At 62.4% G+C, this 19,516-nt stretch carries 11 protein-coding genes; 5 read left to right on the top strand and 6 right to left on the bottom strand.

All coding sequences use genetic code 11. From position 1 onward, the window contains the following. Window positions 1–20 precede the first annotated feature (20 nt). Window positions 21–2,972 (bottom strand): chondroitinase family polysaccharide lyase, encoded by a 2,952-nt coding sequence (locus tag BHV64_RS03730; RefSeq protein ID WP_195525711.1) that lies wholly within the window; start codon window positions 2,970–2,972, stop codon window positions 21–23. A gap of 186 nt (window positions 2,973–3,158) precedes the next feature. On the opposite strand from BHV64_RS03730, the gene BHV64_RS03725 reads away from it, so the two are divergent. Genes BHV64_RS03725 through BHV64_RS03705 form a run of 5 tightly spaced genes read left to right on the top strand, consistent with a single transcriptional unit; the run spans window position 3,159 to window position 13,822 of the window. After that, complete coding sequence (locus tag BHV64_RS03725; RefSeq protein ID WP_288115571.1) at window positions 3,159–4,373, top strand: glucuronyl hydrolase; 1,215 nt, start codon at window positions 3,159–3,161, stop codon at window positions 4,371–4,373. A gap of 11 nt (window positions 4,374–4,384) precedes the next feature. Beyond that, window positions 4,385–7,417 carry a chondroitinase family polysaccharide lyase gene (locus BHV64_RS03720; RefSeq protein ID WP_288115570.1) on the top strand — a complete coding sequence of 1,011 codons (3,033 nt, stop codon included), beginning with the start codon at window positions 4,385–4,387 and terminating at the stop codon, window positions 7,415–7,417. A gap of 6 nt (window positions 7,418–7,423) precedes the next feature. Beyond that, window positions 7,424–8,962: a sulfatase family protein gene (locus tag BHV64_RS03715; RefSeq protein ID WP_288115569.1), complete on the top strand. Its 1,539-nt coding sequence runs from the start codon at window positions 7,424–7,426 to the stop codon at window positions 8,960–8,962. A 13-nt stretch (window positions 8,963–8,975) separates the two neighbouring features. Further along, window positions 8,976–11,552, top strand: coding sequence for a DUF4955 domain-containing protein (locus BHV64_RS03710; protein ID WP_168949574.1), 2,577 nt, complete (start codon window positions 8,976–8,978; stop codon window positions 11,550–11,552). A gap of 20 nt (window positions 11,553–11,572) precedes the next feature. Next, entirely contained in the window at window positions 11,573–13,822 is a 2,250-nt protein-coding gene (locus BHV64_RS03705) for a PL29 family lyase N-terminal domain-containing protein (RefSeq protein WP_288115568.1), read from the top strand. Window positions 13,823–13,899: 77 nt separating this feature from the next. Here BHV64_RS03705 and BHV64_RS03700 read toward each other — a convergent pair whose 3' ends face one another. The 5 genes from BHV64_RS03700 to ilvB form a co-directional block, all read right to left on the bottom strand. Continuing rightward, entirely contained in the window at window positions 13,900–14,865 is a 966-nt protein-coding gene (locus BHV64_RS03700) for a type I phosphomannose isomerase catalytic subunit (RefSeq protein WP_138266034.1), read from the bottom strand. Window positions 14,866–14,877: 12 nt separating this feature from the next. Further along, window positions 14,878–15,984: an ROK family protein gene (locus tag BHV64_RS03695; protein ID WP_015546317.1), complete on the bottom strand. Its 1,107-nt coding sequence runs from the start codon at window positions 15,982–15,984 to the stop codon at window positions 14,878–14,880. 134 nt (window positions 15,985–16,118) lie between these two features. Continuing rightward, a complete protein-coding gene (gene ilvC / locus BHV64_RS03690; RefSeq protein WP_138266035.1) occupies window positions 16,119–17,165 on the bottom strand; it encodes a ketol-acid reductoisomerase in 1,047 nt (348 codons plus the stop codon). Between the two features lie 38 nt (window positions 17,166–17,203). Beyond that, window positions 17,204–17,755, bottom strand: a complete 552-nt coding sequence (gene ilvN, locus BHV64_RS03685) for an acetolactate synthase small subunit (protein WP_015546319.1) — start codon at window positions 17,753–17,755, stop codon at window positions 17,204–17,206. Between the two features lie 13 nt (window positions 17,756–17,768). After that, complete coding sequence (ilvB, locus tag BHV64_RS03680) at window positions 17,769–19,505, bottom strand: biosynthetic-type acetolactate synthase large subunit (protein WP_253092202.1); 1,737 nt, start codon at window positions 19,503–19,505, stop codon at window positions 17,769–17,771. Window positions 19,506–19,516 lie beyond the last annotated feature (11 nt).

The raw sequence follows: 19,516 nt of genomic DNA, 5'->3' as shown, positions 1-19,516 counted from the left end.
CAGGTTGTGGGTGAAAATGGTTATTTCTTCTTGAGCCGGAACTCCACGGGCTGTCCGTGGCGGCAGGTTATCTTCAGCAGCGTTCCGGTGTCGTGGGAAACGGCCTCCACGCCGGGATATTGTGCGGCAAGCTCCCATGCGCCGTCCAAAAGCACCTCTTTTTCGATGGGGCGGCTCTCCTGACGCGTGGTGTAGGTCTTCTCCGTGAGGCCGAGGTCGGGCGTGCAGACGCTCATCACGACCTGTCCGTCCGTGTCGGTGCGCTCCATGACGATCGACTCTCCGGTCGCTTTGCGCACAAGCCCCTGGCCCGTGTATTCCCCGAAGCAGACGTAGCCCGTGATGCCCGTGGCGAGGTCCTTCACGACGTGGGCCGTGTTGTCCCGGCGCAGCACTTCGTAGCCGTCTTTCTTGATCAGGCGCGTGATCTCCTTGTTCGTGGGCTGGATGTAGACCGCATATTCGTAGGCGGCCTGCTTGGGGGCGCGGCCGTGGTCGATCCAGGCCGTGGCGAAGTTGCCCGTCTGGGGTGCGCGGGTCTTGTCGTTGGGCGAGGTCTGCTCCTTTTTGGTGATGTTCACCGCTGCGGCGTTCTTCACCACGTAGAAATTGCCCTTCGTGTCGGAGAGCGCCAGCCGCTCGCCTCCCTTGGAAAGGTTGAGCGGGAAAGCGTCGTAAAGCTCGCCGTCGACTTCTATCTGTTCGGCCGGGCTGTCCATCCGCAGCTGGAAAAGCGTCGTTTCGGTGGGGTATGCCTGGTTGTCGTTGTCGATGCCGCTGCCGAGGAAGACCATCCGGTTGTCGAAGCAGAAGACGGATTTGTATGCCGTGGCCCCGGGGGTGAAGTTCTTGCGGTCCTTTTCGACGAAATGCAGGGCCAGTATGCCGTTGCGGCCTTCGAGCGACGAGGCGCCCGAGAAGCGCTCGGGGTTGCGCTCCATGAGCGTCCCCGGCAGCGGGCTTTCCAGTTCGGGGTAGGGCAGATGGATGGTCGTGGCGCCCGGCACGCGGTTCCAGTCCCAGCCCTCCTGCACGAATCCGCTCGCCGCGGCCGAGACGGGATTGCCCGAACCGATGATCGGCGCGGAACCGTAGCTCTGGTAGCGTCCGTAGCGGTTGTCCTTGGTATAAATCTCCGATCCCCAGACATCGGTGTTGAATGCTTTGAGCGTCACCATCCAGTCGCCGCGGCGGTGGATGCCCGCGGCCCCGTAGTTATAGACGAAGAATCCCGAGGGCGTGGGACCCGCCGAAATCCCCTCTTTCCTGAAGAGGCTGTTCAACTCCTTGTCCGTGCCTTTCAGGCGCAGGTAGGCGCCCGCCAGTTCGGGGTCCGCGCCCTTGCCGCTGCCCGTCAGGTCGCCCAGCGCGGCCAGATAACCGAATGCGTTGACGTCGGCGTCGGGGATGCGGCCGTTCTTGCCGAAGGGATGGCGGCCGGCCAGGCCGAGTCCCCAGTCGCGCAGATCGGTGTAGCTGGCCATGGTCATCAGCGCCAGCTTGAAGTTGCGGCGCGCCTGCTCCGAGAGGGTGAAATCCGTTCCCCGGGTTGCTTTGCAGAAGTAGCCGATCATGGCGAACGCGCCGGTCGAGTAGGCGGGGTAGAAGCCGCCGTGGTGGAAGGTCGTGCCGTCGGGCTTGATGCCGCCGATGGTGCCCGGCGTGAAGCCGAGGCTCCCCGAGAGCCATACGCCGAGGCTCTTCATGGCGCGGTACTGTTCGGCCTCGTCAGGCAGCATCAGCGCGCTGACGATCTTGGGGATGAGCAGCGTGTGCCACGAGTCGAGCAGCTCGTCGCGGCCGTAGACGTAGGGTTTGCGGGTCTCCGCCAGGCCGCTCCAGTAGGCCAGCACCTTGACGTATTCGTCGGTCTTGCCGCGTGCGGCGATCTTGTCGCGCATGAGCCACATGGCGTCGTAGATCTTGCGTATGTTGTAGCCGTAGTGGTGGTTGGTTCCGTTGCCGTGGCCGAAGGCGAAGCCCTGGTCGATGGCGTGGTCCATCACCAGAAAGAAATCGTCGTCGTATTTCGGATCGTTGTTGATATGGCTGTTCAGCGCGAAGGCGTTGAGCATGTTCTCGATGTCGTCCAGGCGCAGTTCGCCTTTCGGGCGGTTGCACTCGTCGTTCGAGAGCAGCGGGGCGCCGATGATCCCGCCGTCGTCGGTGCGGCGGATCGCGGCCTTTTCGAAGGTCGCCCGGGCGCGCGGGATGATCGTGCCGTTGATGTAGTTGGCGCTCGACATGTTGGCCGCGACGATGCTTTCGATGCGCGATTTCACGGCGTCGAGCTGGGCCTTTTCCGCGGGCGTGACGTCGCGCAGCGGCTCTTCGTATTCGTACTGCTCCCACTCCCAGAGGCGCGCCCAGTGCCACAATTCGCGAGAGAGATTGCAGTTGTTGCCGGGAATCTGCTTGTCGGGGGTGATCTGGTCGTGGAGCTTGACCTCGGAGAAGGTCAGGCGGTCGAGGAACAGTTCGCCGCTTTCGACCCCGGCGGGCGTCGAGATTGTCAGCCGGGATACCTGCTGCGAGGCGTGGTCGCCCGGCATGTCGTTGTACTTGATCCAGCAGGCGCGCCAGCCCGTGAAATCCATGTGGAAATCGAACCGGTAGGGGACTTCGCCGGTGGGCGTCTCGAACGAGAACCGCATGTCGGCGTCGACGGCCCTGGGGTTGTAGATCCAGAGCATGACGCCCGCGCCCTTGACCCGCAGCGAGCGCATCAGCTGTCCGAAGTCGTTGAAGCGGAGCGTCGACGGCGCGCTCCACGACCAGCGCAGCGAACGGCTCCCGTCCTTGTAGTGGAGGCCGCTCAATTCGGCCGTGCTGTTTTCGCCGCATACGAAAGCCTTGGGAATTTCCGTTTCGAAACTGATTTTGGCGTCGATTGCCGCAGCGGCATGCTGGCCCCAAAGCGTGCCGAATAGTATCCAAATCGCTGGTACAGCGTGTTTTAATATATTTTTCATAGATTCATATTTGGTCAAAAATAAACAAAGAAATTGGTTCGCCAAAATTTTTCAAAGAGAAAATAATAAAAATTTTACATTCATCGGAAAATGTTATTAAAATATGTTGCATGTCCGAAAAAAACTTTACCTTTGTCCGAAAAGCTGGTTTGGTTAACCAAAATAATCATGTTAATCACCTAATTTATGAAGACCTTATTTAAATATGCGACCGTCGCGCTCCTCCTGGCAGGGGCTGCCGCCTGCTCGCAGCCTTCGAAGCGCGCTTCGATCATTGACGAAAACATCGCCGTCGCCGAAAAGCAGATCGGCATGCTGGCCGATTCGAGCGAGACGGGCGGTGTGATCCGCATCCCCTCGACCTGGAAGAACGGGCGGATCGACTACGTGCCCGTCGACGACTGGGTGAGCGGTTTCTTCGCCGGGACGCTGTGGTACATGTACGAACTGACGGGCGACGAGGCATGGGCCGCGCGCGCACGGAAGCATACCGAGATCCTCGATTCGGTGCAGTACCTGCAATGGCATCACGACGTGGGCTTCATGGTCTACGACAGCTACGGCAACGGACTGCGGCTGAAAAACATACCCGGCTACGAGGATGTGATCGTCCAGACGGCCAAGTCGCTCGCGACGCGTTTCCGGCCGGTGCCGGGCGTCATCCAGTCGTGGGACGCCGACCGCGGCTGGCAGGGCGAGCGCGGCTGGCAGTGCCCGGTGATCATCGACAACATGATGAATCTCGAACTGATGTTCAAGGCCACGGAGTTTTCGGGCGACAGCACCTATTATAATATCGCGGTGAAGCATGCCGACCGAACGATGAAGGAGCACTTCCGCGACGATTACAGCTGTTATCACGTCGTGGACTACGACCTGACGACGGGCGACGTGCGCGGACGCTGCACGGCGCAGGGCTATGCCGACGACTCGGCGTGGGCGCGCGGACAGGCATGGGCCGTCTACGGCTATACGGCCTGCTACCGTTACACGGGCGACAAACGCTACCTCGACCATGCGCGGAAGGTGGCCGGTTTCATGCTGGGCGACAAGAACATGCCCGCCGACCTGGTTCCCTACTGGGACTACGATGCGCCGAACATTCCCAATGAACCGCGCGACGTCTCGACGGCGGCCATCATCGCTTCGGCGTTCTACGAAATGTACACCTATACGGGGGACGGGCTGTATAAGCAGAAGGCCGACCGGATCGTCGAGTCGCTCTCGTCGCCGGCCTACCGCGCTCCGGTGGGCGGCAACGGTGGGTTCCTGCTGATGCACTCCGTGGGCAGCATCCCGCACGGCAGCAATATCGACGTGCCGCTGAACTACGCAGATTACTATTTCCTTGAGGCGCTGATCCGCAAGGGCCGCTTGGAGGCGGGCGAACCTTTGTTTTAAACCGGACGCCCATGTATAAACTGTTGTTTCTCGCCGCTGCGTCGGTGTGGTCGTGGGCCGCACCGGCGCAGTCGGTGCGGGAGGTCGCCGATGCGCGGATTCTTTCGTTTGAGGAGTCTGCGGCGCCTTTCACGGCGTCGGAAGGCTCGTCGCTGTCCGTCTCGGGCGACCATTACAAGCACGGCGCGCACGCGCTCCGCTGGCAATGGTCGCGGGCGGGCGCCCGGGTGTGCATCGAATCCCCGGTGGGTTATCTGTCGGAAAATCCCAATCCCAGGGAGACCTCCGTTTCGACCTTCGTGTTCTGGGTCTACGCCCCGAAGGCGCTCGACGGGAAACTGCGTTTCGAGTTCCGCAAGGAGGGGCGCACCTGCGCGTGGTTCGACTACGGACTGGAGTTCACCGGCTGGCGCGGGGCATGGGTGGCTTTCGACCGCGACATGCAGGGCCGGCCCGAGGAGGGGATGGACGAGCTGGTCGTCACGGCGGAGGGCGTCGAACGGGGCGAGTTGTATTTCGACCACCTGATTCTCTCCTCGTTTCAGGACGTGCGGCACCATACGGCCGATTTCCAGGCGCCGTTCATCAACGCCGCGACCACGAGCCACTGGCTCACGCTGCTGCAATCGTGGCGCAATCCGATGCCCGCACTCCCCGCCGCGGTCGGTGAGGGGGAGCGGCGCGATATGGCGACCGTCGAACGGCGTCTGCGCGAACTGCTGCTCGAAGGCCGGAAGCCGATGGCGATGAAGACCCTGCGCAAACGCTTCGACGCATACGGCATTGCGGAAAATTCCGACGGGACGCTTCGGGGCAAGCCGATCTGGTTCGTGCGCTATGCCGAGACCTATATCAATCTGGGCCATCCCGATGTCGGCAAACTGTTCAACGACAACGGCCAGACGCTGCGCAAATACAACGACTTCCTGTTCCAGGTCGCCGTGGCCCACGATGCCGCTGCGGACGCCGCCGAGCGGGCGGAGCTGGAGCGGATGTATGTGCTGCTGACGCGGCATCTTCTGGATCAGGGCTTCGCCGCGGGAAGTGCGCAGGGAACCCTGCACCACCTGGGGTACAGCATGCGCAATTTTTACACGGCTCCCGTCATCATGCGCGACGTGCTGCGTCGCGCCGGGCTGGAACACGACGTGCAGCAGGCTATGGAGTGGTTTTCGGGCGTGGGCGAGGTGAAACTTCCGCCGGCGGAGCCGGGGATGGACATCGACGCGTTCAACACCTCGCTCGTCGGCCGTCTGGCGAGCATCGTGATGCTCCCGGACACCCCGGTGAAAGCGGCCTGGCTGGAGGCGTTCTCCCGCTGGGTCGACAACGGATATAAGGTCACCGAGGGGACCGGGCCCTGCTTCAAGAGCGACGGCACGGTCTTCCACCACCGGCGTCACTACCCGGCCTATGCCGTGGACGGGTTCAGCGGCGGGGCCGTGAATGCCGTGTGGCTGTTGTCGAAGACGCAGTTCGCGGTGAGCGCCGAAAGCCATGCCGTTCTGAAACGCGCGCTGCTCGAAATGCGCTTCTACTGCAATCTGCGGTCGTTTCCGCTGGCCCTTTCGGGCCGTCATCCCGACGGCCGCGGCGAACTGGTCCCGTGGCATTATGCCCGGCTGGCCGTCGCGGGTACGCCCGACGGCCGCGGGGAGATCGACCCGGAGCTGGCCGCCGCCTACCTGCGCGTGGCCAAAGGAAAAGACGCTTATACGCGGCTGTTCGCCGAAAAGGGCTTCGCTCCCGAACCTTCGCCTGCGGGGAACCGCGTCTACGGCTACAATGCCTCGGTGTCGCACCGGCGCGCCGACTGGCTGGTGACCGTCGCGGGCCACAGCCGCTATCTCTGGTCGGCGGAGATTTACCAGGGAGCCAACCACTACGGCCGCTACCTGACGCACGGCAGCATGCAGCTGCTTGCAGACGGCGATCCCGTGAGCGCCTTCGGCAGCGGGTTCCGGCAGGAGGGCTGGGACTGGCGGCACATTCCCGGGACGACGGCGCTCAAAATCCCGATGGAGCGGATGAAGGCCGATATCCGGAACGTCGACACCGCGTCGGGCTACGAGGAGATGCTCCTCTCCGACGAGGCCTTCGCCGGAGGCGTCAGCCACAGGGGCCGCGACGGGGTGTTCGCGATGGAACTCCACGAGCACGACAAATACAACGGTTCGCTGCGGGCGCGCAAGTCGTGGTTTTTCTTCGACAACCGCATCGTCTGTATGGGTTCCGACATCGAAAACAAGGCCGAGGGCGGTGTGCATACGACGCTGTTCCAGAATTTTCTGGCGGACGCGGCCGATCCGCTCGTCGTGAACGGCGAGGCGGTGACGCAGTTCCCCTACCGGGCCGAACTTGCGGGCGGCGCCGTCCTGCGCGACAACCTGCGCAACGCTTACTTCGTGCCGAAAGGTAGGGTAGTCGTTTCGAAATCACTTCAGCGTTCGCTCGACGAGGAGACCGACGCCCCGACGCAGAACAATTTCGCAACGGCGTGGATAGATCACGGCAGCGGGTCCGTCAGCGGCGGCGGGTACGAATACATGCTGGCCGTGCACGCTTCGGACGAAGAGGCGGCCCGCTACGCGCGGGAACTTCCCTACGAGGTGCTGCGCCGCGACGCCTCGGCGCATATCCTGCGCGACAGGCCGTCGGGCATTACGGGCTATGCCCTTTTTGCGGCCGGTAAGGTGGGCGAGGGGTTGCTGGAAAGCGTTTCGCTGCCTTCGCTGGTGATGATCGGCGGGGATGGCGAAGGGCTGACGGTGAGCGCTGCGGACCCCGACCTGCGTTTCTACGAGGGGCCGAGCGACGAGGTGTTCGATGCCGACGGCAGGCGCGCCGAGCGGAGCGTCTACTCCCGCAAGTGGATTGACAATCCCTCGGGAGAGTCGCAGCTGGAGGTCGTGATCCGCGGCCGCTGGCAGTCCGCAGACGATAGGCCAGAGTGCCGGATCGAACCCGCGGGCGAAAACACCGCTTTGATCTTCACGTGCCGCGAAGGTGCGACGCGCGAAGTGAACCTGATTGAAATGAAATAAGACACGATGTTGAAAATTAGAATTGCAATTCCGTTTGCGGGCCTCGCCCTGACGGCCTGCGGGCAGTCGGAGGCTGGGCGCCCCAACGTGATCTACGTATTTCCGGACCAGTATCGCAACTCCTCGCTGGGGTTCTGGAGCGATCCGGAGTTCGCCGCCGAGGTGGGGTGGAAGGGCGATCCGGTCGCAACGCCCAACCTCGACCGCTTCGCCCGCGAAGCCACGGTGCTGACCGAGGCGGTGAGCAATTTCCCCGTGAGCAGCCCCCACCGGGGCATGTTGCTTTCGGGCATGTATCCCGAGCGGAACGGCGTGGTGCTGAACTGCATGTCGGAGCGTCCCGAAAGTTCGCTGCGCGAGGACGCCGAGTGTATCGGCGACGTCTTCTCGGCGGCGGGCTACGACTGCGCCTACATCGGCAAGCTGCACGCCGACTTCCCGACGAAGAACAACCCCCAGCGTCCGGGAACCTACGTCAGCGACGCCGTTCCCGAGTGGGACGCCTACACGCCGCCCGAACGCCGCCACGGGTTCAACTACTGGTACTCCTACGGCACCTACGACGTGCACAAGCATCCCCATTACTGGGATACCGACGGCAACCGTCACGATGTCGACGAGTGGTCGCCGCGGCACGAAGTTTCGAAAGCCATCGAATATATCGAAAACAAGGGCGGCGTGCGCGATCCCGAAAAACCGTTCCTGATGATGATCGGCATGAATCCGCCGCATTCGCCCTACGCTTCGACCGACGACTGCGACCTGGAGGGGTATGAACGTTACAAGGACAAGTCGCTGACCGAACTGCTTGTGCGCGACAACGCCGACACGACGATGGCCAAGGCCGCCGCCGTGCGTTACTATTTCGCCAACGTGAGCGGTATCGACCGTGAGTTCGGCCGCCTGCTCGCTGCACTGGACAGGGCGGGGCTTACGGAGAACACGATCGTGGTCTTCGCTTCGGACCACGGCGAGACGATGACCAGCCATTCGACCGACGACCCCAAGAACTCGATCTGGCGCGAGTCGCTGAACATTCCCTTTCTGGTGCGCTATCCGGGGCGGGTGCCGCACCGTGTGGATGACCTGCTGCTCTCGACGCCCGACATCATGCCGACGCTGCTGGGGCTGGCGGGCCTCGGAGAGCGGATTCCCGTGAGAGTCGAGGGGCGAGACTACTCGGCCGTGCTGCGGCAGGACGCCGTGCAGCCCGAACGCCCGCGCGCTGCCCTTTACATGCGCAACCTCGACGGCGGGCGCGATGCCGACGGCCTGGTCCGCGGTTTCTTCGCCCAGGCGCGCGGCGTGAAGACCGCAACGCATACGATGGAGCTGCGCATCGGCCGCGACGGGACGCTCGAACGCGTGCTGATGTTCGACGATGCGGCCGATCCCTACCAGCTGCACAACCTCGCGCCGGAGGAGCATCCCGCGCTGTTCGCCGCGCTGTGCCGCGAACTGGCTGTGTTGCTGCGCGACAACGACGACGTGTGGTTCCGCGAGGGCGTCTTGTCCGACGTGGTTCCCTATGATACGAATAACTAACAATCAATCGGATATGAATAAATTGTTTTTGTGGATTGCAGCGGCCTCGGCCTTTGTGCTGCAATCGTGTGAGAACACCGACGGCATCCGCGACGAGATCGGGAGCCTGCGCGACCGGGTGATTGCGCTGGAGGCGAAGATCGGCAGCGTGAACACCTCCATCGTGGCGCTCCACAAGTTGATGGACGAGTCGACGATCATCGTCGGGATCGAACCCAACGCAAAGGGGTACGAGATCGAGTTGAGCGACGGAACCCGGCTGCCCGTCATCCTCGGTGAGAAGATCGAGGCGCTGGTTCCCGTCATGGGCATCGACGCCGAGGGCTACTGGACCGTGAGCCTCGACGGCGGAGCCACTTCCGAGCGGCTGAAGGTCGGCGGAGAGTACGTTTCGGCATGGCCCGTTTCGGGCGGCGACCATAAGCCCGGCGCCGAGGGCGTCACCCCGCAGCTGAAGGTTTCGGCCGACGGGGAGTGGCTCGTGAGCCTCGACGGCGGGGCGACCTACGCGCCGCTTTTGCAAAACGGACAGCCGGTCAATGCCTTGGGGGATAAAGTCGTCGTCAGTTACAGTTCGGCTTTCAAGTCGGTGACTTACGACGCGACGACCGGACTTTTGGCGGTCGAACTGCTCGACGGCGAAAAACTCACGCTTCCCGTCTTCGACGATTTCGGACTGACGGTGACGGCTTCCGACAACGAGACTTTCCGCCTCGGGGAGACCCGGGCCTTCGAGGTCGTGCAGAACAACGTCGCCGAGGCGGTGATCGACGCTCCTGCGGGCTGGACGGCCGTGCTTGGCGAGACGACGCTGACGGTCAAGGCTCCCGCGACGTTCGACGCCGCTTCGCAGCAGGCGGCGGTCTCGGTGACGGTCTATTCGGACAGGAAATACCGGAAACTCGTCACGCTGAACGTGACGCTGCTCGACGAGCAGGTGGATGCCAACGCCGCTCTGGCATGGCGGAATTTTAAGGCCGGAACTGCGGATAACGTCCTGCTCGATTATTCGTATGCCGGTTACAAGCACGGCGAGGAGGCTCCGGCCGATGTCTGGGGACTGGGCTACAAGGTTTACAACGTCGTCGACTACGGCGCCGATCCCACGGGCGTCAGGTCCTCGCGCGGGGCGTTGGCAGCGTTGCTCAAGGAGCTGAAACTCTCCGGGCGGAGCGATGCGGGGGCGAACCTCGCGAATGCCAATGCCCGGGCGGTGATCTATTTCCCCGAGGGGCGTTTCGTCCTCCACAACGACGACGACAACGTGGTGGACCCAACATCCGCCAACCAGAAATACACCGACTCGAAGGGGAACAACCGCAGCGAGGAGATTTTCATCCGCGGGGGTTATTTCGTGCTCAAGGGCGCGGGCCGCGGCAAGACGACGCTCGTCATGGACACGCCCAACCTGCCGAACAACTCGGAGCAGATGTGGTCGTCGCCCATGATGATCAATATCAAGCACAATTCGGGACTTTCGGACCTCACGACGGTGACGGGCGACGCCGCACGCGGCACGTTCTCGGTGGAGGTGGCTTCGGCGGCCGGCATCGGGAAGGGCGACTGGGTGTGCCTTTCGCTTTCGAACAACGACCCGACGCTGGTGGCGCAGGAGCTGGCGCCGCACCGGGTCGAGGGAAACATGACCGATATTCAGACCATTACGGTCGAGGACTATCACCAGGTGGCTTCCGTAAGCGGCAACCGCGTGACCTTCGCCGAACCGATCATGTACGCCGTGGAGGCCAAATGGGGCTGGAAAATCCGCAAGTATCCCCATTATGAACATGTCGGCGTCGAGGACCTCACGTTCGAGGGCCGCTCGAAGGAGAACTTCGGCCACCACGCTTCGTGGGAGGACGACGGGGCCTACAAGCCGCTCAACATGATGCGTCTGACCGATTCGTGGATTCGCCGCGTCGATTTCAGGGGCGTCAGCGAGGCGTTGTCGATCGTGTCGAGCGCCAACTGCTCGGCCTACGACATCGAGATCAGCGGCAACCGCGGCCACTCGGGCGTGCGCTCGCAGTCCTCGTCGCGCATCTTCATCGGCAAGGTCTGCGACCGCAGCCGCGGGCAGGCTGTCTCGCCGCCCTATACGAGCACGGGGTATTTCGAAAACGCCGGACAGTACCACGCCTCGGGTGTGTCGAACACCTCGCTGGGGGCCGTGCTGTGGAACAACACGTGGGGTGACGACGCCTTCTTCGAGTCGCACTCCAGGCAGCCGCGCGCCACGCTCGTCGACCGTTGCACGGGCGGATTCGTGCAATGGCGTTTCGGCGGCGACGAAACCAACGTGCCCAACCACCTGGGCGACCTGACGATCTGGAATCTGAACGCCACGCGTGCGGCGCACGATTTCGGGGCCGAACCGTTCAAGTGGTGGCTCTCCTCGGACAAGTGGTGGAAGACCATGCCGCCGATCATCGTCGGATTCCACGGCGCGGCGGTCACCTTCGACGAGAGCGCCGAACAGGTGAAATACCTCGAAAGCAACGGCGCGGCCGTCGAGCCGCTGTCGCTCTACGAAGCGCAGCTGCGCCAGCGGTTAGGGTATGTCCCCGCATGGCTCAATTCTTTGAAATAGAATAAAAAACCAAACATATTATGAAAAAGTATCTGATCCTGATCTTCGTCGCGCTGGCTGCGGTTTTCCAGTCGTGCGACAACAACGATGACCTGTGGGATGCGATCGACGACCTGAAGAGCCGCGTGCAGGCGCTCGAAACGCAGGTCGACGCGCTGAACGGCAACATCGAGGCGTTGCAGAAACTCTACGGCGGCGCCACGATCTCCAAGGTCGAGACCTCCGATGGCAAATATCTCATCACGCTGACCAACGGCGAGACCATCGAACTGGTGCAGGGCAGCGAGGCCGAGGCCGTGATTCCGATCGTCTCGATCAACGACAAGGGCGAGTGGCAGGTGTCGACCGACAACGGAGCCACGTTCACCTCGCTCGGCGTGAAGGCCGTGGCCGAGGACGGCACGACGCCCCGGTTCCGCATCGACGAGGCCACCGGCTACTGGCAGGTGAGCTACGACGGCGGCACCTCCTTCGAAAATGTGAAGGACACCAAGGGTCAGCCCGTCAAGGCCATCGGCTCGGGTACGGTGACCGACAAGTTCTTCGAGGAGGTGAAGGTCGACGGCGGCGACCTCTATATCAGGCTGCTCGGCGGCGAGGAACTGCGCATTCCGATCGTGAACGATTTCTTCTGCCGGATCGTCACGCCGACCGAGGGCGTGCAGACGTTCGACGCCGGGGCCACCAAGCGTTTCGTGGTGGAGATCCGAGGTGTCGAGCAGGTGAAACTGTCGGCTCCCGAGGGCTGGTCGGCACGCCTGACCGATGCCGTGGATGAGAGGGCCGAACTGATCGTGACGGCCCCCGCAGCCGTGACCCGCGCCACGGCCGACACGTCGAAGGACGTGGCGATCGAGGCCTTTGCGGCCGGCGGGCTTTCGACGGTGGCCAAAATCCAGGTCGAGAGCACCGGAACGGCTCCCGCCGCTCCGACGGTTGCGGTGACCAACTCCGCGACGGTCGAACCCACGCAGTCGGCGCTGACCTTCGACGTTGCGCCCTCGGCCAATGCCGACGGCTGGAAATACCTCTGCCTCAAATCGACGGAAGCGGCTCCCGACGCCGCCAGGGTCCTTGCCGAAGGCACGGCCGGTACGGGTACGGGCGTGACGGTCGGGAATCTCGAAGCCAATACGGCCTATACGATCTACGTGGTCGCCTATGCCGGCGATCTGACGAGCGAGGTGGCAAGCGTCGGGAACACGACGGCGGAGGCTCCCGTTACCGCCGAGACGGACTACTATCAGGATTATCAGGACGGGAAAGACATCGCGCTGGGCGACCTGACGATCAATAAGACGGTCTATCCGGAAGCGCAGCTGCTCAAGCCCTCCGAACTGACCGCTGCGATCATTACGGCCGGAGGTTTGATTTTCGTCGACAACTCCGATGCTGCCGATCTGTCGTTCACGATTTCGGGCGCGTCGATCAATATGGGCGACATCGTGCTGATCGGCCGTTATCCCGAACGTGCGCAGGCGACGATCTCCGGGCCGGAACTGCGTTGCAAGTACAATGCGGCTTTCAAGAACCTGCATATCGCGGCTTCGGGCAATTACAACCTCTTTACGACGACCAATGCCACCTATGATCCGACGCTGCATGTCGAGGATTGTACCGTGGATGCCGCCTACAATGTGGTTTACGATTCGCACAATACGCAGAATTTCAAGAGTGTCTATTTCGGGAATTCGATCGTGAAGATGACCGTCGCCAACAAGCCGTTCTATTCGACCAAGGCGAAGGACGCGCATATGCAGCAGTTGATTCGTCTGGATAACAACGTATTTTATGCCGAAACGCCTTTGCAGAACTACCTGATCAACTGCGGGGACAGGCCGCAGGCATTCCAGACGACCCGGCTTCAGGTCGAGGTGACGAACAATACGATTTATAACATTTACCAGCCGAACATTATGATCCGGGCTTATGTCCTCGCAGGGCTGACCGTGACCAAGAATGTCGGGTATTATACCGGTGTTACCGCGAAAAATTATCTGACGGGTGTGTATGACACGGCCGGATTTACGGCTGACAAGGCGGAGGTAACCTATAATTACCTCTACACCGCGCCGGTCAGCGATACGAATTTCTGGTCGGCGAAGCATACCGGAAGCTACACGCCTGCAAACAACCAGATGGGCGACGGCGTGGAAGCTCCGTTCTCTTCGATGGATGCGGCGAAGGGGTATTTCCCGGTCGACGCTTCGGTGGTGAAGACGGGTGCGGGAGCGACCTACGACACGAAGGCGTGGTTCAAGGCGGAGTAATTCCGGCTTGCCGTAACGAAAAACTCCGGCCTGCATTTTCGCAGGCCGGAGTTTTTTCGTTGAGCCGAAGAGGCGGATCAGCCGATCCAGCTTGTCAGAATCTTCATGCCGCCGTCGGGCGTGAAGGCGAGCGAACGGGCCGAAGCCGGAATCAGGACCGTTTCGCCCTGGTGCACCGGAACCGCTGCGCCGCTGTCGTCGGTGAGCGTACCGCGGCCCTCGATGCAAATCGCCACGACGAACGAGTCGAGCGACGCGAGGTCGAGCGTCTCGGGGCGGGTCAGATCGTAGAGCGACGTGGTGAAATAAGGGCACGACACCAGCTCCACGCGCGTGTCCTGCGCCGGCTCGTAATGCGTCCGGTAATCGGGCAGCACGGTGTAGTCGATGGCGCCCTTCGCCAGTTCGGTGTGCAGTTCGCGGGTGTTGCCGTTGGCATCGCGGCGGTTGAAATCGTAGATGCGGTAGGTGATGTTCGAGGTCTGCTGGATTTCGGCGATGAACGACCCCGCGCCGATCGAGTGCACACGTCCCGCGGGCAGGAAGAATACGTCGCCCGGTGCGATCTTGTAGTCGGCCAGGATGTCCGTGATGGTGTTGTCCCCGACGCTGGCCTCGTACTCGGCCGGCGTTACCTGCTTCGAGAAGCCCGAACGCAGGTGCGCGTCCTTATCCGCCGACACCACGTACCACATTTCGGTCTTGCCCTTGGATTTGTGGCGTTCCCATGCCAGCTCGTCGTTCGGGTGCACCTGGATCGAGAGGTCCTGCCGGGCGTCGATGAACTTGATCAGCAGTGGGAACTCCTCGCCGAAACGCCCGTAGTTGGCTTTGCCCAACAGCGCCGCGCCGTGACGGGCGATCAGTTCCGGGAGCGATGTCCCGGCTTCGGGGCCTTCGGCGACGACGGACTCGTTGTCCTTGACGCCCGAAAGCTCCCAGCTTTCGCCGATGTTGCGCTGGTCGGTGGCGATTCCCTTGTAAGGGGCGATCTTCTCGCCGCCCCAGATCAGGGATTTCAGAATCGGTTGAAATTTATACATGGTCGATCTATTTTATGCGTTTTCCGTGTCGAGCTGGCTCAAGGCGAAAGCGTATGCTCCGACCGAAATGGCCTGGCTCGCGCCGAGTTTCGAAATGGTCACGCCGATGCGTTTCTGCGGGTCGTAGGCCACGTAGCGGTCCGTGCCGTAGACTTTCAGGGGCCGCTGCGCGCCCTTGGCGAATTCGCGGAACTCCGTCTCGTCGTCCAGATCGTAAACCTTCATCTGCACGCGGTTCAACTCGTTGCCGTTGAGCTGGTGCATCTTCGAACGCAGCTCGTTCAGCAGGCTGGGCATGATCCATTTGCGGGCCGCCGTGATGCCGCCGCCGATGACGATCAGGCCGTCCACCAGCGTCACGGCCGTAGCCATGGCGTCGCCGGCGATCTCGCCCATTTCGGCAAAAGCCTTCTTCGCGGCCTCGACATCTCCCGGGCGTTTACCCTCGGCGATTTCGCAGATATCTTTCGGTTCGAAGGTGTGGTTCACGTCGCCCGAAGCTTCGCCGTAGACGCGTTTCACGGCACGGATCGACGCCCCGTCCTCGACGATGATTTCGGGCATTTTCTTGTGACGCAGGCAGAACGTCTCGACGCATGAGTTGTCGCCGCGGTTCAGCCGGTTGTCGATCACAAGGCCCACGCCGAGTCCCGTGCCGAAGGTGTAGCCGACGAGGTTTTTGTATTTCTTCGGGCTTCCCAGCGCTTCGAGCCGGGCGTTGACCTCGGGCAGGGCGCCTCCCAGCGCCTCGCCGTAGGCGAACAGGTCGCCGTCGTTGTTGATGTATACCGGGATGCCGAATTTCGCTTCGAGGAACGGACCCAGCGCCACGCCTTCGCGGAACGACGGGAAGTTGGGCAGATAACCGCCGATGATGCCGTTCGGATAGTCGGCCGGGCCGGGGAATGCAAAACTGATGGCTACGGGTTTTTCGGACAGACGGTCGATGACGGCCTGGAACCCTTCGACCATTGTCGCGAGGCATTTGTCGAGGTTCTCGGCATGCGACGGGAGGGTGATCGGCTCCACAATGAATTTGTTGGCCTGCATGGCGCCGAAAACGAGGTTCGTGCCGCCGGCGTCGAGGGTGATGACCACCCGGTTGTCATGGCTGTACATATTGAGTAGTTTTGTTTGGATTGTCGGTGTTCCGGCAGGCAAAGATACATAAAAATTGAACGGGTGCAAAACCGAATTGCGCGAAAAAGGCCGGCGACTGCTGCCGCCGGCCTTTTTCAGGACCTTGCCTTGTGTCAGTTGTTTTCGGGACGCAGCTTGCGCACGACGGCGCCGGTCTGCCACATCTCGCTTTCGCGCATCTCGCGCAGCTCCTCGTTGAGCTTCTCGCGGTAGTCGGGTTTGCTGTTCAGGTCGATCGAACGCTGGGCCTCGTTGCCGGCGGCCACCTCCCTGTACAGCTCTTCGAAGACGGGCTTCGTGGCGTCGCGGAACTTCTTCCACCAGTCCAGCGCGCCGCGCTGGGCCGTGGTCGAACAGTTGGCGTACATCCAGTCCATGCCGTTCTCCGAGACCAGCGGCATGAGCGACTGGGTCAGCTCCTCGACCGTTTCGTTGAAGGCCTCCGAGGGGGTGTGGCCGTTGGCGCGCAGCGTGTCGTACTGGGCGGCGAAGATGCCTTGGATGGCGCCCATCAGCGTGCCGCGCTCGCCCGTGAGGTCGGAGTAGACCTCGCGCTTGAAGTCGGTTTCGAACAGGTAGCCCGAACCCACGCCGATGCCCAGCGCCACGACGCGTTCGAAGGCGCGGCCCGTGGCGTCCTGGAACACCGCATAGCTCGAATTGAGTCCGCGGCCCTGGAGGAACATGCGCCGCAGCGAGGTTCCCGAGCCTTTCGGGGCGATCAGGATCACGTCCACGTCGGCCGGGGGCACGATGCCCGTGCGCTCCTTGTAGGTGATGCCGAAGCCGTGGGAGAAATAGAGGGCCTTGCCCGGCGTGAGGTGCTTTTTGATTGAAGGCCATACGGCGATCTGCCCGGCGTCGGAGAGCAGGTACTGGATGATCGTGGCGCGCTCGGCGGCCTCCTCGATGCCGAAAAGCGTCTGGCCCGGCACCCAGCCGTCGGCTACGGCCTTGTCCCAGCTCGCGGAGCCTTCGCGCTGGCCCACGATGACCCTGAATCCGTTGTCGCGCAGGTTGAGCGACTGTCCGGGGCCTTGCACGCCGTAGCCGATGACGGCGATGGTCTCGTCCTTGAGTGTTTCGAGCGCTTTTTCCAGAGGAAATTCCTCGCGGGTTACGACGTTCTCTTCGACGCCGCCGAAATTGATCTTTGCCATGATTTTCGTGATTTTGAGTTTGTTATATGTTCTGGAAGTTATTTTTCGCTTTTGCTCCCTTCTTCATCGGATTCGGCCCTTAAACGGTCGATTTCTTCAAGGTACTCGTTCAGCAGCTCGCGCCGCGACTTGATGATGGCCACCGTGCCGCTGCGCACGAACTGCTGTACGCCGTAGGGTTGCAGCAGGCGGAACAACGCCTGCGTGTCGGCTTTGTGGCCGGTCTTCTCGACGACGATGTAGTCCTCGTCGATCTCCAGAATGCGGACGTTGTGTTCCCTGACGAGTTGTTCGACGCCCCGGCTGCGGGTCACCTTGTAGAGGGCGATCTCCTGCTGCACGACCTCGTCGGGGGTGTAGACGAAGGTCTTCAGCACGTCGATCTTCTTCTCGACCTGCCGCACGAGTTTGTCGACCTGGTCGGGTGTGGTGCGGACCACGATGGTGAATTTGTGGATGCCCTGCAACGCCGATTCCGAGGTCGTGAGGCTCTCGATGTTCACGTCGCGGCAGGTGAAGACGGTGGTGATCTGGCTCAGCAGGCCCACCTTGTTCTCTGAAAACACGGTGATGATGTATTCCTGTTCCATACGCTGTTTCGTTTTATTCGAACCGGATTTCCGATACCGGGGCGCCCGCCGGGACCATCGGGAAAATGTTCTCTTCGCCCTCGACGCGCACCTCGAGCAGGAAGGCGCCTTCGGAGACCTTCATGGCGGCGATGGCCTCGTCGAGTTCCTCGCGCCGTTCGACGCAGCGGTACGAAAGGCCGTTGCCGCGGGCGATCAGCCCGAAATCGGGGTTGACCATCTCCGTAAAGGAGTAGCGGCGGTCGTAGAACAGCTCCTGCCATTGGCGCACCATGCCGAGGAACGAGTTGTTCAGCAGGACGATTTTCACGGGGATCTTCGACTGGAAGATCGTGCCCAGCTCCTGAATGGTCATTTGCAGGCCGCCGTCGCCGGCGAAAAGGACGACTTCGCGGTCGGGGGCGCCCAACTTGGCCCCGATGGCCGCCGGAAGTCCGAATCCCATCGTGCCGAGACCGCCCGAGGTGACCACGCTGCGCGTGCGGCGGAATCCGAAATAGCGCGCGGCGTTCATCTGCTGCTGGCCCACGTCGGTCACCAGCACCGCGTCGTTGCGGTAGGCCCGGGCCACGGCGGCGACCGCCTCGCCCATGCGGATACGCCCCTCGGCGGGATGCACGGCCTTGCGGATGACGGCTTCGTATTCGATCTGGTCGCAGGCGCGGAATCCGGCGATCCATTGGCTGTGGTCGCGTTTGCGGATACGCTCGGTGATGAGCGGCAGGGAGCGTTTCACATCGCCCACGACCGCCACGTCGGCCGGGATGATCTTGCCGATCTCCGCGGGGTCGATCTCCAGGTGGATCACCTTGGCGTTGGCGCCGAAATGCGCGGGATTCCCCGTCACGCGGTCGTCGAAACGCATGCCCACGGCCACGAGCAGGTCGCACTCCTGATTCTTGATGTTGGGACCGTAGTTGCCGTGCATGCCCAGCATGCCCACGTTTTGCGGATGGTCGGTCGGCAGGGCCGAGAGACCCAGCAGGGTCGAGGCGGCGGGCATGCCGCTCTTGTCGAGCAGTGCCCGCAGCTCGGCTTCGGCGTTGCCCAGGATGACGCCCTGACCCACCATGACCAGCGGACGGCGGGCCTGGTCGATCAGCCGTGCGGCTTCGGCGATGCGTTCCGCGTCGGGGACGGGCGCGGGGAGGTAACTGCGGATCGAGGTGATTTTTTCGTAGCGGAACGGAGCTGTTCCGCATTGTGCGTCCTTGGTGATGTCGACCACGACGGGACCCGGACGGCCCGAGCGGGCGATGTAGAAGGCCTTGGCGATGGCCGCGGGAATGTCCTCGGTGCGCTTGACCTGGCAGTTCCATTTGGTGACGGCCTGCGTGATGCCGATGAAATTGGTCTCCTGAAAGGCGTCGGTGCCCAGCAGCGCGGAGCCGACCTGTCCGGTGACGAGCACCAGCGGCGTGGAGTCCATCAGCGCGTCGGCCAGCCCCGTCACGGTGTTCGTGGCGCCGGGACCCGAGGTCACCAGACAGACCCCGACGCGGCCGCTGACGCGGGCATAGCCCTGTGCGGCGTGCACGGCGCCCTGCTCGTGACGTACGAGGATGTGGCGCAGGCGGTCGCGGTAGTCGTAAAGCGCGTCGTAGACGGGGATGATCGCGCCTCCGGGATAGCCGAAAACGGTTTCGACGCCCTCTTGGAGAAATGATTCGATCAGGGCCTTCGATCCCGTCATCGAGGGGTCGGAGGCCGCGCGTCGCTCTTCGGGACGGAGTGTTTGAGAGGTATTCATTGCGGGTCCGT

This window comes from Alistipes sp. 56_sp_Nov_56_25 (genome assembly GCF_001915285.1).
Lineage (GTDB): Bacteria > Bacteroidota > Bacteroidia > Bacteroidales > Rikenellaceae > Alistipes > Alistipes shahii.
The sequence above is the reverse complement of the archived record's forward strand: the minus strand, read 5'-3'. Positions and strand labels throughout refer to the sequence as shown.

What these genes read in the sequence shown, in the direction of transcription:
- BHV64_RS03730 (WP_195525711.1), bottom strand. Translation starts at nt 2,972, where the DNA reads ATGAAAAATATATTAAAACACGCTGTACCAGCGATTTGGATACTATTC.
- BHV64_RS03725 (WP_288115571.1), top strand. Translation starts at nt 3,159, where the DNA reads ATGAAGACCTTATTTAAATATGCGACCGTCGCGCTCCTCCTGGCAGGG.
- BHV64_RS03720 (WP_288115570.1), top strand. Translation starts at nt 4,385, where the DNA reads ATGTATAAACTGTTGTTTCTCGCCGCTGCGTCGGTGTGGTCGTGGGCC.
- BHV64_RS03715 (WP_288115569.1), top strand. Translation starts at nt 7,424, where the DNA reads ATGTTGAAAATTAGAATTGCAATTCCGTTTGCGGGCCTCGCCCTGACG.
- BHV64_RS03710 (WP_168949574.1), top strand. Translation starts at nt 8,976, where the DNA reads ATGAATAAATTGTTTTTGTGGATTGCAGCGGCCTCGGCCTTTGTGCTG.
- BHV64_RS03705 (WP_288115568.1), top strand. Translation starts at nt 11,573, where the DNA reads ATGAAAAAGTATCTGATCCTGATCTTCGTCGCGCTGGCTGCGGTTTTC.
- BHV64_RS03700 (WP_138266034.1), bottom strand. Translation starts at nt 14,865, where the DNA reads ATGTATAAATTTCAACCGATTCTGAAATCCCTGATCTGGGGCGGCGAG.
- BHV64_RS03695 (WP_015546317.1), bottom strand. Translation starts at nt 15,984, where the DNA reads ATGTACAGCCATGACAACCGGGTGGTCATCACCCTCGACGCCGGCGGC.
- ilvC (WP_138266035.1), bottom strand. Translation starts at nt 17,165, where the DNA reads ATGGCAAAGATCAATTTCGGCGGCGTCGAAGAGAACGTCGTAACCCGC.
- ilvN (WP_015546319.1), bottom strand. Translation starts at nt 17,755, where the DNA reads ATGGAACAGGAATACATCATCACCGTGTTTTCAGAGAACAAGGTGGGC.
- ilvB (WP_253092202.1), bottom strand. Translation starts at nt 19,505, where the DNA reads ATGAATACCTCTCAAACACTCCGTCCCGAAGAGCGACGCGCGGCCTCC.